Below are 13,986 nucleotides of genomic sequence, written 5' to 3'. Positions count from 1 at the left end.
GAAGGTCCCTGGCGGGAGTCCTTCATCGCGCGAAAGTTTGCATAACTTTGGTCCGGAAGGATCCGTGCTGGGGTGGGTCGCATGAACACGCCCACGACGACCCGCTGCCGCCCCCCGCATTCGACCTGGGCTCGACCCGGGGCCCGGTTCGCCTTCCGCCTTGCCCTCCCTTTGAGGAGGTCGTCATGACGGCGCGCATCTACCGTTTGCCTGGGGCACTGGTCGCTCCGCCCTTGGCTCCCAGCCTGGGCACTCCGGCGCCGGCGCCGGCGGGTTCGGGCCCGGTCGCTGCGCCCAAGCCCCGCCGCAAGCCCAAGTCGCCCACCGCTCCTGCGGTGCCGACCCCAGCCCGTCCGCCGCGCGCGTTGACCGAGCAAGAACAGGCGCTGCAGGACAAGATGCTGCGCGCCTACTACGAGGGCCGGCGCCCCTCACGCAACCACGCCAAGAGTTCGATCACCAACGATCAGATCGCCGTGCGCCAGTTGCTCGCCTTCATCGGCCAGCCCCTATGGGCACTGACTGAAGCTGACTTCGAGGTGTGGTCGGCCCATCTGGGCCTGAGCAAAGGCGATGCGCCGCGCACGCAGCGCCGTAAGCAGACGGCCATAGCCACCTTGATGCGCTACCTGAGCCACAACCTGGCCTATCAAAATGAGGCACGGGCCCTGGGCGGGGAGCTACGCGAGATCGCCCACAGCGAGAATCGCGTGATCCACACCACGGACATGGCGCCCATGCGCCATCGCCGCTACCTGAGCGCCGCGGAGTTCCAGGAAGTGGTCCAGGTGCTGGACGCGGCCATCGAGTTGGCCATCCGGACCAAGCCACGCTGTGTGCGTGCCTTGCTGCGCGACAAGGCGATGTTTATTACTTACTACGTCTATGGCCTGCGCATGTCCGAAGGACACGCGATGAACCTGACCAGCTTTCGCTCCAACCCGGACATCGGCGAATTGGGCCGGTTCGGCTTTGCCGATGTCTACGGCAAGGGCAGCAACGGCAGCGGGCCCCGGTTCCGATCCATTCCGGCGATCAATCCCGCCATCCGCGAGGTCCTGGAGTGGTACCTGGCCGTGGTGCGTCCGCTGTTTCCGCCGCTGCACCCAGACGAGCCGGCCATGTGGCTGTCCGAGCAGGGCACGCGCCTGTCCCGCTCGGAAATCTCCGCACGCTTCAAACATCTATTGCGCGTGTGCGGGATCGACCCGGTCACGCTCTCGCCTCACGGTCTGCGGCACATGTCGGTCTCGCACGAGGCCGAAGCCAATGTGCCGCTGCACTTCACCCAGCAGCGGCATGGCCATGCCCACGCCGCTACGACCCAGGTCTACACCCACTTTCCCGAGACCTTCATTCGCGATCGGGCCAGGCAACTGGTTAAGCAGCAGTTGCAGAAGAAGGAGCCGACATGACCGAACTCTCTTCCCTATTGCCGCGCGTGCACTGGCGGCTGCGCGACGTCATGGCCGAGCGCGGTGTGCCCAGCGTGGCGGCGCTGCGTCGTCGTCTTAAGGACTACTACCCTTTTATCTCGGACGTGCAACTGGGCCGGGTGGTCAACCACCTGCCCGAACGGATGAACATGCCGCTGCTCATCGCGCTGTGTCATGCGCTGGAGTGCACGCCCGTCGACCTCATGCACTGGGGCACCTGCGCACCGGCCGCGCCGTGCGACAAGCCGGCCAGTTTCCGTAAGGCCGCACCTGAACTTTCACCGGAGGACATCGCACGGCTCAAGGGCCCGGCATTCAAGGTCTTCGCCCTGCCGGCCGGGGAGCACACCCCATGAACATGCCCGACCTCCCCGCCCTGTGCTGCGGGAAGTGCCAGGCCCCGTTGGCCAAGGCTCAGCGCACGCATCGGGGCGTGGTGTACTGCGGAAGCTGCTACCACAAGCATTTCATTCCCTCGACCTGCACGCGTTGCGGGCGATCCAGCCGCATCCTCAAGGACGAAGCCCCACACGCATGCCCAAATTGCACGCTTCGCTTGCGCTGGGAGGGCAAGCCGTGCGCCCGATGCAAGCGAACGCTCCGTCGCTTCGGCATCGAACTGGAGGACGGGCGCCTGTTCTGCAGTTCCTGCCGGCGCCATGCCTTGCCACCTCAGTTGTGCCCTGGCTGTAACGAATTCAAACATGGCTTGGAGCGCGACTTGCGCCGCGGCGTCATGGACCCAGTGTGTGGGCCATGTCGCCACCGCCTGGGTAAGGCAGTGTGCTGCGCTGGGTGCCGTCGCCCTCGTTTCATCGCGGGGGAACGAGATGGCAAGGGATATTGCGCCAATTGCCTGCCTACCGGCGCGCCTCCTATCGCCACGTGCACGGACTGTCACAAACCCAAGTACCACTATGGCAGCGGCCGGTGCGAAGACTGCGCCTGGCGCCGAACCCACAGCCGTCTGCTGACGAAGTTGTACGCGCAGGTGCCCGCACCCTGGGCACGGGCATTGATGACCGAGTACTACCAGACGCTGCGCGACCAGATCGCCAATGGCACCTTGAGCGTAAGCCTGCGCCGAGACGTGGCGTTCTTCGCCGCGTTGTCGCCACACTTCGACTCCGTCGATGCCTTGAGCGGGGTGATGGTCGTACGCAAGCTGGGGCACGAATTCCTGAGCCATCATCTTCGCGCGATGTCTTTTCTCAATGTGACCGGCTACATCACAACCTATCAGGATCCGGACTACGAACTTGAGTGGCACTTGAGCCGCATCCGCGCCTTAACCGCGCGTGGCCCGAGTTGGTCCCATGCGATGCTGGGTCGATTCCTGACCCACATGCTGCAAAAGCGGGAGCTTGCATCAGACAGGTCGCGGCGCAGGACCATTCCGGTCAAGCCCAAGTCGATGGAATCGGCGGTCCGCTCAGCCGTGTGGTTCCTGAATCACGCCGCCGCCGAAGGCGCCACGAGCGTACCGGAGGTGTCGCAAGAGCACTTAGACCTGTTTCTGGGACGGTACCGTAGCTACCGCCTTGGCATGCACGCCTTCATCCGCTACCTGCGCCGTCATGAGCGAAATTTCCATAAGTTGAGCGTACCCAGGGTCAAGAGAGAATTCTCACTCAAGCACGCGCTGTCTGACGATGCACGCCTGAACCTGATTCATCGTTTGGGCCAGAGCACCGAAACTGTCGATGTGCGGTGGTCCTTGGTGACACTGTTCGCACTGATCTATGCCCAGCCACCGCACAAGAGCGTTGCTATGCGCCTGGAAGGGGTGCGCATTGGTGCAGATGGTACCTACGAGGTGCGCTTCGCCAAGATCTGGCTGCCGCTGGATGAGGTCACTCATCCCCTCATGGCGCGCTGGCTGTCGATGCGGCGGGAGCATTCCTGTTTCGAGCGCAACGATGAGAGCCTGTTCCTGTTTCCGGGCCGGCAGGCCGGCTCGCACATCCGATCGGACAGCTACGGGGACTGGCTCTCACGCACGCGCAGGCGCGTTACTACACGCGCTCTGATCACTACGTCACTGGCGCAATGGGCAATCGCTGATCCGGGCTCGCCACGCATCTTGATCGATGCGCTAGGCGTGTGTCGGGTCACGGCCACCAAGTACTGCCAGCACCTAGGCATGCAGTTGCGGCCGCACACACGACACGCCTTCGATGCGAGGGCCTGAGTGGTGTGGCACATCTACCTGCTCGAATGCCTCGATGGCTCGACCTATACCGGCATTGCCAGCGATGTCGACGCACGCTACCTGCAGCACGTCAGGGGGCAGGCGGCACAGCACACGCGCGTCCACCCACCCCGGACCCTGGTTTCCGCCGTGCCGGTTGGCTCGCGCGCGCAAGCGGGCCACCTGGAGAAGCGCATCAAGCGCTGGCCCAAGGCGCGCAAGATCGCCTTCTTCCAGCCCTACACGGCGGACTGGCGGTCGTACTGCCCCAATCCATCGGCTCAAGAACGGGGCCAGGGGATGCCCGAACTGCTGGCGGTCCTGGAACAACACGCTGAAGCGATCCACGCACTCGCAGTCACAGAAGCCGAAGTCTGGACTGCTCTAAAGCAGCGCACGCCTGCGCTCGCTCAGACCCTGCTTCAGTCAGGAATGAAGGAGGCGGACGCTGCGCGCTGGATGTGCTTTCCGATTGAATCGCTGGCTGGTTCTCCTGCCCAACTCATCGCGCGTGGCGAGGCGAATCAGGTACTGGCCTACGTGTTGCAGGTGACGCAACGGTTGTAATGGCCTCGTCTACCGAATGCGAGGCCATCGACTCCAAACTCGCGGTCAGTGATGCGCAGCATCCCGCAGTGTGAAAGCGGCCGGGTATGGAGCCTCCGACCAGCGGGTCGAACCGTTTTTGGCTAGTTCGGCGACCGTTGCTGGGTCAATGCAGCGCGATCGCTCCATGGAGGCCGCCATGACGGAGTGACCAGAATCGATGTGACCCAACCCAATCCAGTGACCCATTTCATGCACGAGCGCATGCAGTAGATCGATCTCCACGGCGCCCTTGCCGATGGTCTTATCTGCTCCGTCGGACGTAAACGCGTAGTCTCGCGTGTTGTACTCTGTCAGTTCCGCATCCGCACGACAGGCAATGATGTTGGCGCTATCGCCGCACGCCGTCATTCCATCGCGAAACCGAATACGCATGTTGGCCACAAAGCGCGAGTTCAAGCGTGAACCCGGACAAATCGCCGACTGGATCTGCTCGGCCATGGTGGCACCCGCGGCGATGGGCAAGCCACAAATTGCGCTCCGGCTTTGCTCGCTCAGGTGCACGTACGACGTCATCCGCTTTGCGCCGCGGTCGTCTGTCGGCTCCGTAGAGAGTTCGTGCAACGGTTCCAGGACGTCGGCCAACTGGGCATCCGTCCAGGGTCGCACGGGCTTCTGGTCAAGCCACTTCATCAGGCCCTGTCTGCCGTAGGTTTGATCCCCGACATGAAGAACCGCCAAGTGATTGGGCCTGCACCCCACGCATCCGTTCACCCAGACTTCGGCTGCTTTGAGGATTGCGCTGTTCACCGTGGCTCGCTCACGCCCACTCACATCACCCGCGATGGCGCCCAGGTCGACATTCAGCCTGACACGGGACCCGAATGCGTGAGAGGGCTGGATGCGCCGATTTTCTTCCGGCAAATTGTCGGAACACACGTAGCCGACAGCGTGAGCCCATCCTGGCGTCCAGGTGGTCGCATCCTCGCCTAATGCGAGGGGTCGTAGCTCCAAGCGGACAGGCTCCGGTTGGCTGCTCGGGCCCCTGACCCTGATCTCCATGCGCCAGAGCAATGACGCCGACCCCAGTGGCGCGGTGGCCAGAAAAGACTGAGGGACCGCCGGCACTTGCACATCCTCACACACAGCCGTGAACTCGGCCTGGCTGTTATCGAACTTGGCATAAGCACTGACATAAGCCTCGGCACCGGCAGGCACATGGAGCGCGAAGCGCAACTGATGACCGGAGGACACGAACCGCACATAGGTGGTCCATTCATTGCTCGCAGCAAGCAGCACCTGCTTGCCTGGCACGGCCACCGGTGACGTCTCATCGACCTGCAAGCAACTGGCGGGTGGAAGCTTCACTAAACTCGACGGTAGCCGCTGCGCCGGCGTTAAGCAGGCAACGCAGAGCAGGGTCGTGCCAATGATGACTTGCTTCCACATTCCCGCAAATCAGTCGCCGTTCTTCTCGATGGCGTCCAGGATCGGCTTAAGGATCTTCTCGCGATTCTCTTTTTCCCGGAGGCTGTCGGTCATCGCCCGAATCCAATCGCGCCCCTGCCCCCGTTCGACCACCGACGCGACGACCTTGGTGGTCACGCCCGTATCCGTGGCTGCCACTTTGGGCAGTCCATAGGGACCGCTGTCCTGGCCAACGAAGCTCGTGATCTTGCCCGCACCAGCGGTGTGGGTGCCTAGATCGAACGTGGCTTGAAAGTAGGTGGCCAGTTTTCCGTCCGCGCCTAGCGCGGCAAACTGAACATCCACGACGATGCTCTTGGGCTTTTTCTTCCCCTCCTTGGCCTCTGACTGATCGAAAACGAGACTGTGCGGTTTCATATGCCAGTAGCCGCCTGAGTCGGTCGGCGCCAAAGAGAACCGCGCTTCCAGACTATTGCCACGCTTGAGGATCAGACAGCGCTTGATGTTGGGCCCCACCAGGAGGGTGTCGGTCGCAATCCCGCTAGAGGAGGCCGACAAGCCCGCTTGCTTCATGTCCAACCAGTTGATGAAGCTGTCGTATCCGTAATTGACTAACGCTGTAGCCGCCACGGCAATCAACGGTGACACGAGAGCCCGAACGTCTTTGTCATCGCAGTCCTTAGACGTCAACTTGACGTCCAGGGCATTTTCCGCTGCAGGCGGCACGTATTGACCATTCTCGTACTTGGGCGCACCGCCCATGCTGGCGCACCCACTGGCACTGACGCAGGCAACCAGAAACATCGTCTTCCCTATATGCGCAGATCGCATGGCGAACTCCTTTGGCTAAGATTTGTTTTTAGCGCTACTGGGGTTTTATGTTGAGCACGCGATAGACGAGTTCGGCCCATCGCTCGTTCTTTACGAAATCTACAGGCCGATCGGTGTTGTTCTTGAGGTAGCCGGTACGGTAGTGATCCTTGTAGAACGCCTCTGCGTCCTCAGGCAGGTAGATCGCAATACCCTCGGAACCGTATGGCATGCCGTCAGGAGGCGTGGCGCTTCGGGCACTAGCGTAGTTGCTGACGATGGTGGCTTTCAGCTTTTGGCGAAGCGCGCTTGAGCGCTGGCGTAGTTCGTGATTTTTTGACTCACCTTCGTAGAGTCGCAACAGTGCGATCAGGTCCACGGACGTGCGCAGGGGCGGCAGTTCGCTGTCCCCATAGGACCTCAGGCGCGCTCTTGCCCTCCTCAATGCCTGGAGTTCGCTCTCCTGGCTCCTGATCTGGTCAGCCAGGGTGGAAAGCTCTTGGGAAACTGCACGAATGTCCTGGAGTCGGATCGCGGACAACGTGGTTTCATACTCATCCCCGTACTGCCTTCGATACGCTTCCACCACATGCGTACCGAGCCCTTCCGCCCCCATGGCTGGGTTGGCCATTAGAGGCGCCAACCAGTAGGAATAGCGCCAGCCAGCCCCTGGCTCCAGTTCCTCACTGGCTACCATGACCTGGGTGGATGGCGCCAAACCGTAGGCGGTTTCCAGCATCGCCATCAGGCACGCATCAAAACCCAGCAGATCAAGCGGCTTGTCAGCGAACTCGGCTTGAATAACGTCCTGGACTTCTTTGTTGTAGAGGATGGATCCCGTGTCGTCATCGGCAGATACCGCCCTGAACCCTCCTACAGCCGGACCTGCGTCCGTTAGTTCTGGCGCATTGGCTGGCTGCGCGCCTTCGGTGGCGAATCTGTTGGCGTGGGTGCGAGCCAGTTGCAGACGCCATCCTTGTCCGTGATTCCAGATCACCAACATGTACCTGCGGGCGGGATAGGTCTTCTTGGCCCAGGCAATGAAGTTCCGCAGCGTGCGCGGATCCCCCATGTCAGGAATGTCGACGCCGTTGCCCGGCTTGTCCACGGCATGTTCGGGCAGCGGCTTCAGGCCCTTGGACACATGGAAGCGATACACGCCGCTCCAGTTTCCATCCGCTTTCGTGTAACGCGTCTTGGAGGGCCGGCCGAGTTCGGCCACAACGGCAACGGCAGGGCTACTGCCTATCGATGCCATGCTGTGGAAATTCTCCAGTGCGTGCGGCTCCAGGTTGTTCTTGGCATTCATGTAGACCATGACGGTCCACTCCCGCGGCGTCCCTGCGCGAGCAGGAAGTAGCACCGCTGCCAAACACAAAAACAACAGGAGTTGAAGCCTCAACGTGCGGTGTGCCATCTGGCCTCCCTGTCGATGTGCAACGTGTTACCTGCCACAACGCGGATCCACTGCATGAAAGGCCATGGCCCGTTCCCTGGCCGACGAACGGCAATTGCGCCTCATGACGACCACAGATCTGCGTAGTCAATTCGTGGTGGAACTCCGGTGTGCGGCAACGCTGTCCAAGCCTGAGCCCCGGTCGGCTTCGAGCGGTTACGTGTGTATTAGCGGATCCGTCGCGGGCGCTTTGCAGGCTTTCCGCTCAAGGGCGGACCGATCCGCGATTCCCACTCCCCTACCAGGGTGGCCAGCGGCACTCCCAGTGCCGCGCAATAGTCTCTCACCTCAACGAGATCCAGACGTTTGATCCCGAGTTCTACGTTGCTCACGTAGGTCTGGCCGCGCCCGAGACGGGCAGCGAATTGGGTTTGGGTCTGTCCCGAACCTTCCCGAATCTCCCTCAAGACGGCAGCCAGTTCGAGGTTTTCCGGGCGGTACAGGCTTTTAGCCACGTCGGGCGTCCTTGGGGGGGGCGCCCTAACGTATTCTCCGCATTCTGATACTCGGATACCCGTTATTCGGGTATTCTGATTATGACTACCACCGGGACGAAGCGAATGAACGCCAGGCGCCGCCTTCCTAATTCCCTGTTCGCGTTACTCGCGATGGCGATGTGGTTGGCCGGCTCGCCGGTTCACGCACAGACCTTGTGGAATGACATCCAGGTAGGAACGTCGCTTCGCACAATTGAGCATCGATTCCCAGCAGCGGCCCGGCCGGCCTCACCAACCAGCTTGGGCGATGGGAGCCGGGAGTTGCTACGCCTGTCTAACGTCACCGCCCAAGGGCATTCTTTTCACGCGCTGTTCTTCTTCAAACAGAACAAGCTCACACAAGTCAGCCTGGAACTGCAGGAAAAAGGGGGCGCCATCTTCGCCCTGCAGACCTTCCGAGACATGAAGGGTGCCTTTGAAGCTAAGTACGGAGCACCTGACGGGGAGCAGGATCAGAATTTCAACGCGCCCAACGGAACGGGCACCTTTCGCTCGGCGTCGTGGCGCTCGGAACGAACGCTGATCACGCTGTCCTACGCAGTGGCGGCAGGAGAGCTTGTCGTTCTTAACGTAGCGTACCGTCTGGCGGCAGAACGAAAGACCGACGATATCTAGACCGCAGAAATGCAGGGGCAACGCATGTCCATGCGTCGAAAAAAAGGAATTGTTTCGCCCGCTACGGGGAATCCCAAAGCCCTGTCACTTGGGGATTTGGCCGACTTGCTCGACATCACAGAGCGAGAGCTTTGCTCCCTATTGCGTTTGCAGCCGAGCCTGATGCGCCGTCGACCGGATGACCAACGCCTCCAGCGACAACTATGCGTACTTGCCGAAGTAAGATCCCTGTTGCTTGAACTCAAGCCCGATCCCGCTGCAGTCGCATTCCATCTGAAGAACACACCCATTCCGCTGCTAGGCCATCGAACATTGATGGAGTCCGTGCGTGATGGCGACGCGCGGAAGGCGCTGCGCTATCTGCAATCGATCTCCGGCGGACAGAACGGTTAAGCGATCCGCTTGGTCCTCACGGCGCTCTCGTTGGAGCGCTCAGACTCAGAGAGCCAGGGGCGGATTGAACAATGACGTGTGGGTGACCATGGCGAGAGCGTCGTCATGAATGAACCTATAGTCAACACTGGGCCGATGATGTTGGCAGTATTGTCCCACTGAAATTCTCTTCGTAGTATGGGACAGAAGGCGGCGACGTATGAATCACGACGACACAGTGTTTCTCAGCACACGCACACGCAACCAACTGCTGATCCGGAACATACGCACCATGGCGCAGATGCAGACGGCGATCGAGTCGGATCAATTACGCGATGTGGGACCAAAAGCCTTGGCGGAAGTCCGGCGTCTACTCGGCCTCGACCCACCCTTGGTCCCAGAGGTGATCGGTAGCACATGCCCACGCTGTGGCGGCGACAGCGGTTACCGGGTTAGCGTGCAACTGGCGCAGGTGCGTGAGTACGGTTGGCGAGGCGACCTCATCCAGGTCAGCGCAGAGCAACTCAAGACCGAGTCTCAACTGGTGTGTCGCGACTGTGACCATCGTTTAGCACTCCCGCTGCCGCATCGCCGCGGCGATTCCGCCTGAGCTCGAATCGCACACGTGCGTGCAACGAATTGATCGGCGGGCCTGCGCCATAGGTCTTGGTGACCGTTGAGATTACCAGCGATCTGCGCGGGCGGCCCTGCCCGTCTTCCCATGGCAGCGCAGAGCTCGGACTGAGCGCCCAGCGTCCATCCGCAGATCAGTTTTAGGTTTGCCACCCCCGTGGACCGACCTGGGGCGGATGGTTTACAGGGAAAACTTTCCAGAAACCAAGGCTGGCCAATTAAGACCACCCTTCGGGAACCCTTTTTGGCAGTATTCTGCGAGTGCAGGACTCAAATGGAGCAGCGGACCAAGGGAGGGGGAGCGAGTGCAACATGCAACAGATTTGCACACCGGGAAGGTGGTCGCCGCCGAAAATGCACTTTGGGGGCGAGCTTATGTCTGCCCTCGCCCTGGCTGCGGCGGTCAGGTGTACCTGCCGCATGTCTCAAAACAGACCGCGCACTTCCGTCACTACCCGGGCGAGGGAACCAAGGAATGCGACGAGTACTACCCCAGCAACGGCGGTAGTGTAACTAGTGTAGTTCCTGTAGCCGGTCGCATCGAAGACGACCCCGCAGAGTTGGGGCTGCTGCTGGTTCAAGTGGATGATCGCTGGGCGCTGGGCATACGCCTGCCTGAGATCCCGGATGCTCAGTTGGGCGCCAGTTCGCTGAAGGAGCTTTGCAACGCATTCGTCGAAATCGCTGCTGGCCCTGAATGCTCAGCGCGAGTAAGCGCACTCGATCTGCGACCCGGAGTAGGCATCGCACGCGTTGACATCGCGCCCAGCACACAGACCTTTCGCACGCAGGCCGCCGGTACTTGGCCTGCTGCCATCGACAAGAGCCTCTGGAAGCTTGAGTGCAAAGGACTTGATGCCAAGGGTGCCTTGTTCCGCCTGCGCAGCGGCGAATGGATGCGCCTGCTCGCCGGTTCCGGTGTCTATCCGGAAGAAACGGTTCTCCTGATTGCCGATGCGCGACACGCCCCTCCCGAGTCTGTGGTGTCTGCCCGCCACGCTCAGATCTCCACCGGAACGATCGACTGGGCTATTTGGGAGATTTGCGTCTCAGATCAGCCAAACCGAACAGAAGAAGCCTGGCTTGCGCGACTAGGCCATGGCCTCATTCCGCGGCGGTGGCGTGTTGAGCTTGTCACGCCGCCTCGCATGATCGGCGAGCACGGTGAACCGGTGTTCTGGATTGGCGATGCGGCCATGCTGCTCGTCCATGCACCTGGCGACGCCGCTCAGGCACAAGCTACCTACAAGTTCGGCACCAACTGCTACTGCCACACGATTGCCGTTTCCGACGATCGTCAGATCTATGTTGCGGTCGATCTTCGACATCTCGGCTCTACCCGGTTCTCTATCTCGGGCGAGAAAACTGCAAGCGTAGAGCTTTCGGTTCGCTTCAGACCCTCAGACGCCAAGTCCCTTAAGGCGCTCGAACAGACGCCGCGACTGCGCATCTGGATTGGAGACATGAGCTTCGAATCCTGGCAGCGCACCGTCAACGAAGTGCCTGCGGTACGCCGATCGTTGCCTGAGGTCCGTGTTGAACTTGGGACCGAGTGCGCCCGCGCTCAAGTAAAGGCCTGGGAGCGGGGAAAGCAGCGGATTAGCTCAGGGCTAGATGGCCCTGGAACGGCCAAGTTTATCCAAGAATTTCTTTCTACGGCCTCCCGTATAGAAGTGGATGCAGGCAACTTCGGGAAGATCGTGCTGACGCCACTCGCTGCCTCTCATGGCGCGGCCCGGTCAGCGACCGACTCGGATCGACTGCGTCTCTATGATCGCGTTCTGCAATCGGCAAGTCGTCCTGGTGATATCGCGGTTCAGGCAGAAGCGATGCATGGATCGGGGCCCGCCAGACACGTCGGCAACGCCGTACTTGTTCGAGAAAGGCTGGCACAACGACGCCGCCAAAAGGCTAGGGGGGATTTCAAGTGAAGGTTCTGGGTGTCGTTCAGTGGACCAATCGGGACAAGTTGGGGCAACCGGTGGCGGGGGTACGGCCCCTGTTTGAGGTGGAGGGATCTCAGTGGCGACCGATCTCATCTACCGAAGAGTTTCCGACGAATGGCCAGGTCTTCTGGCCGAACTCTCAGTCTGCTGTGGAAGGGGCACTCGTTACCTTTCGTGCCGAGCCCAACCCTGGTCAAAAGGATGAGTTCAGGGTCGTAGACCCAAAGGGCGCCCATGAAGTGCTCGACCTCAGAGGCATAGGGACTGCGCCAGACGTCCGTACCGTGCTGTCTGACGGGATACGTCTGCCTGCCTACACAGGCACGATACGGATTGCGATCTGGTGTGCACCTGACCTGCTGGTAGGGCCTGTGGATTTGATCCCCGAGGGGCCTGGCAGATGGAAACTCCCCGGAACGAATCTGCATAGCCTTCCTACTTGTGTAGGCGCACACGTCCAGGCCGTTCTCGTGGATCGGCATGAGCGGTTGGTGAGGGTTGATGACGCTCCGGCTTCAGGCTTTGTCGACTGGGATGATGATGCAACCGTCCTGCGACGCGCGATTGAGCTCACTGGCAAGGTGGCCAAGCATGCAGGTCACAATGCTGCCTTGACCAAGCGTCAAATCCAGGAGGCCGCGGGCGCGTTCGCCGACCTAGGCCTTGGCCCAAAGCAAAAGCTCGAGCTCTATCGACTCGATCGCGCGAATGCGTTGCTGGCAGATGCGGAGGAGGTCGCGCGACGAGCTGGCGAGTTGGCGGATTGGCTTCAAGCGCATCCGGCCGTGCAAGTTGCCCTCGATGATCTGCGCAAGCAGGTGCGTTCGGATGCAGAGCAGCGCGCACGCACCGAGCTTGAAATACTGCTCGCCAAGGAAAAGACCTCGCTCCAGTCGGTAACCGAGCGTAACGCGGCGGCCTTAGTTGACCTTGAGTCCCGACGCCGGGAGATTGACCTGGCGGAGCAACAGCTTGCCGGCTTGCGGGAAGACCTGGCCAAGACCGCCAGCGATGCTGAAGCGGCCATCGGTGCTCGAGCCCTCGCCGCTTTCAACCATCCCTTGGAACTTCTCGCTGAAGTGAGCGTGCTGCGGCCCTTTCTTGGCGCCATCGGCAGCGGAGCCGGAGCCGGCTCGCCTAAAAGTCAGGTGCAGCGCCCCGCCTGGTCCAGCGCTCAAGGCGAAACGATCAAGGATCGAGCATCGCTCAGGCGTATGCTCACCGGCGCAGCGCGTGCCAAGGGCGTGGCTCCCTCCCAGATGCTACGGATCCACGCGGCCATCTCAGCCGGCGTGATGCCCATTACGGTGGGGTCCGGAGGACTGGCTGCCCTTGCCGCGTATGCACAGGCGGCGTGCGGCAATCGTCTGCTCGTCACGCACGTTTCCCCGGGAGCAATTTCACCACGGGATCTTTACGAGATTCCGGACGGCGGACTTTCGGCAGGAGTGGAAGCTGCGCAAGGGGTGGACGGCATATCGGTTGTCGTTCTCGAAGGCGCGAACCGATCACCCCTTGAATCGTCAGTGCTCCCGATACTCCAACTGGCGGAACTGGGAACATCGCTGACTTCCCCGGTTCCCGGCCTGCGACTGGCGGCGACAAACGTCTTAGGCGCGACCACGGTCCCGATCACCCCGCAACTGTGGCATCACGCCATTGCCATTCATCCCCAACCCAACGCGGTGCCCACAACAACGCCAGAGAGTTTGGGGGATTTGCCGCTCTCCAGTGAGTTCTTCGCTATCGGCGATGCTCCCACGGAAGTGGTAGATGCACTCCTTGAGGCGTGGCCCGAATGCCGTGAATTGCGCCCGGCCCTCAATCGCGTCGGTGCTGCCATGCGCCGGCTGCAGGAAGACGAAGAGCGTTTGAGGTATGAGTTACTCCACGCCATCGTACTGCCATACACAGCTACCGCGCTGAGCGAAGAAGAGCAGGTCGAGGCACTCAATGCCGCAGGCGATGTCGACGGCGCGATAGCGCTCGAGCTTCGCCGCTTGCGACGCTGGTTGTGCTGATGAGCTTTACAGTTCTCAGTTCGCAAGCACAGGTT

13 protein-coding genes are annotated in these 13,986 nt (G+C 61.2%); 9 read left to right on the top strand and 4 right to left on the bottom strand.

Annotation, left to right across the window (positions count from 1 at the left end):
• Nucleotides 1-185: 185 nt before the first annotated feature.
• From ACTJJK_RS15110 to ACTJJK_RS15095, 4 genes are all read left to right on the top strand, one after another.
• Nucleotides 186-1,415 carry a tyrosine-type recombinase/integrase gene (locus ACTJJK_RS15110; protein ID WP_440730631.1) on the top strand — a complete coding sequence of 410 codons (1,230 nt, stop codon included), beginning with the start codon at nt 186-188 and terminating at the stop codon, nt 1,413-1,415.
• Complete coding sequence (locus ACTJJK_RS15105) at nt 1,412-1,792, top strand: helix-turn-helix domain-containing protein (protein ID WP_440730630.1); 381 nt, start codon at nt 1,412-1,414, stop codon at nt 1,790-1,792. Before ACTJJK_RS15110 ends, ACTJJK_RS15105 begins: the two co-directional genes overlap by 4 nt.
• Before the next feature lie 662 nt (nt 1,793-2,454).
• Entirely contained in the window at nt 2,455-3,627 is a 1,173-nt protein-coding gene (locus ACTJJK_RS15100; protein ID WP_440730629.1) for a hypothetical protein, read from the top strand.
• Nucleotides 3,628-4,194, top strand: a complete 567-nt coding sequence (locus ACTJJK_RS15095; protein ID WP_440730628.1) for a GIY-YIG nuclease family protein — start codon at nt 3,628-3,630, stop codon at nt 4,192-4,194.
• Nucleotides 4,195-4,239: 45 nt separating this feature from the next.
• Here the strand turns inward: ACTJJK_RS15095 and ACTJJK_RS15090 are convergent, their stop codons facing one another.
• The 4 genes from ACTJJK_RS15090 to ACTJJK_RS15075 all read right to left on the bottom strand — a co-directional run bounded on the left by ACTJJK_RS15090 (nt 4,240) and on the right by ACTJJK_RS15075 (nt 8,322).
• Nucleotides 4,240-5,622 carry a matrixin family metalloprotease gene (locus tag ACTJJK_RS15090; RefSeq protein WP_440730627.1) on the bottom strand — a complete coding sequence of 461 codons (1,383 nt, stop codon included), beginning with the start codon at nt 5,620-5,622 and terminating at the stop codon, nt 4,240-4,242.
• Nucleotides 5,623-5,631: 9 nt separating this feature from the next.
• Nucleotides 5,632-6,432: a hypothetical protein gene (locus tag ACTJJK_RS15085; RefSeq protein ID WP_440730626.1), complete on the bottom strand. Its 801-nt coding sequence runs from the start codon at nt 6,430-6,432 to the stop codon at nt 5,632-5,634.
• 34 nt (nt 6,433-6,466) lie between these two features.
• On the bottom strand, nt 6,467-7,729 hold the full coding sequence (locus ACTJJK_RS15080) for a clostripain-related cysteine peptidase (protein ID WP_440730625.1): 1,263 nt from the start codon (nt 7,727-7,729) through the stop codon (nt 6,467-6,469).
• A 305-nt stretch (nt 7,730-8,034) separates the two neighbouring features.
• A complete protein-coding gene (locus ACTJJK_RS15075; RefSeq protein ID WP_440730624.1) occupies nt 8,035-8,322 on the bottom strand; it encodes a helix-turn-helix domain-containing protein in 288 nt (95 codons plus the stop codon).
• A 105-nt stretch (nt 8,323-8,427) separates the two neighbouring features.
• On the opposite strand from ACTJJK_RS15075, the gene ACTJJK_RS15070 reads away from it, so the two are divergent.
• The 5 genes from ACTJJK_RS15070 to ACTJJK_RS15050 all read left to right on the top strand — a co-directional run bounded on the left by ACTJJK_RS15070 (nt 8,428) and on the right by ACTJJK_RS15050 (nt 13,951).
• Nucleotides 8,428-8,979, top strand: a complete 552-nt coding sequence (locus tag ACTJJK_RS15070) for a hypothetical protein (protein WP_440730623.1) — start codon at nt 8,428-8,430, stop codon at nt 8,977-8,979.
• A gap of 24 nt (nt 8,980-9,003) precedes the next feature.
• Entirely contained in the window at nt 9,004-9,372 is a 369-nt protein-coding gene (locus ACTJJK_RS15065; protein WP_440730622.1) for a hypothetical protein, read from the top strand.
• A 199-nt stretch (nt 9,373-9,571) separates the two neighbouring features.
• The gene (locus ACTJJK_RS15060; RefSeq protein ID WP_440730621.1) at nt 9,572-9,961 is read left to right on the top strand and encodes a hypothetical protein; all 390 of its coding nucleotides are present in this window, start codon (nt 9,572-9,574) and stop codon (nt 9,959-9,961) included.
• 328 nt (nt 9,962-10,289) lie between these two features.
• Nucleotides 10,290-11,915 (top strand): hypothetical protein, encoded by a 1,626-nt coding sequence (locus ACTJJK_RS15055; RefSeq protein WP_440730620.1) that lies wholly within the window; start codon nt 10,290-10,292, stop codon nt 11,913-11,915.
• A gap of 506 nt (nt 11,916-12,421) precedes the next feature.
• The gene (locus tag ACTJJK_RS15050) at nt 12,422-13,951 is read left to right on the top strand and encodes a hypothetical protein (RefSeq protein ID WP_440730619.1); all 1,530 of its coding nucleotides are present in this window, start codon (nt 12,422-12,424) and stop codon (nt 13,949-13,951) included.
• The last annotated feature ends 35 nt before the right edge of the window (nt 13,952-13,986 follow it).

Source organism: Lysobacter sp. 22409 (genome assembly GCF_052045105.1).
Taxonomy (GTDB): domain Bacteria; phylum Pseudomonadota; class Gammaproteobacteria; order Xanthomonadales; family Xanthomonadaceae; genus Lysobacter; species Lysobacter antibioticus_B.
Note: the sequence above shows the minus strand (reverse complement) of the source record. Positions and strands in the feature narration are given on the sequence as shown.

Bases quoted from the DNA above. Each gene is read 5' to 3' on its own strand.
- ACTJJK_RS15110 (WP_440730631.1), top strand. From the start codon at position 186: ATGACGGCGCGCATCTACCGTTTGCCTGGGGCACTGGTCGCTCCGCCC.
- ACTJJK_RS15105 (WP_440730630.1), top strand. From the start codon at position 1,412: ATGACCGAACTCTCTTCCCTATTGCCGCGCGTGCACTGGCGGCTGCGC.
- ACTJJK_RS15100 (WP_440730629.1), top strand. From the start codon at position 2,455: ATGACCGAGTACTACCAGACGCTGCGCGACCAGATCGCCAATGGCACC.
- ACTJJK_RS15090 (WP_440730627.1), bottom strand. From the start codon at position 5,622: ATGTGGAAGCAAGTCATCATTGGCACGACCCTGCTCTGCGTTGCCTGC.
- ACTJJK_RS15085 (WP_440730626.1), bottom strand. From the start codon at position 6,432: ATGCGATCTGCGCATATAGGGAAGACGATGTTTCTGGTTGCCTGCGTC.
- ACTJJK_RS15080 (WP_440730625.1), bottom strand. From the start codon at position 7,729: ATGGTCTACATGAATGCCAAGAACAACCTGGAGCCGCACGCACTGGAG.
- ACTJJK_RS15070 (WP_440730623.1), top strand. From the start codon at position 8,428: ATGAACGCCAGGCGCCGCCTTCCTAATTCCCTGTTCGCGTTACTCGCG.
- ACTJJK_RS15065 (WP_440730622.1), top strand. From the start codon at position 9,004: ATGTCCATGCGTCGAAAAAAAGGAATTGTTTCGCCCGCTACGGGGAAT.
- ACTJJK_RS15060 (WP_440730621.1), top strand. From the start codon at position 9,572: ATGAATCACGACGACACAGTGTTTCTCAGCACACGCACACGCAACCAA.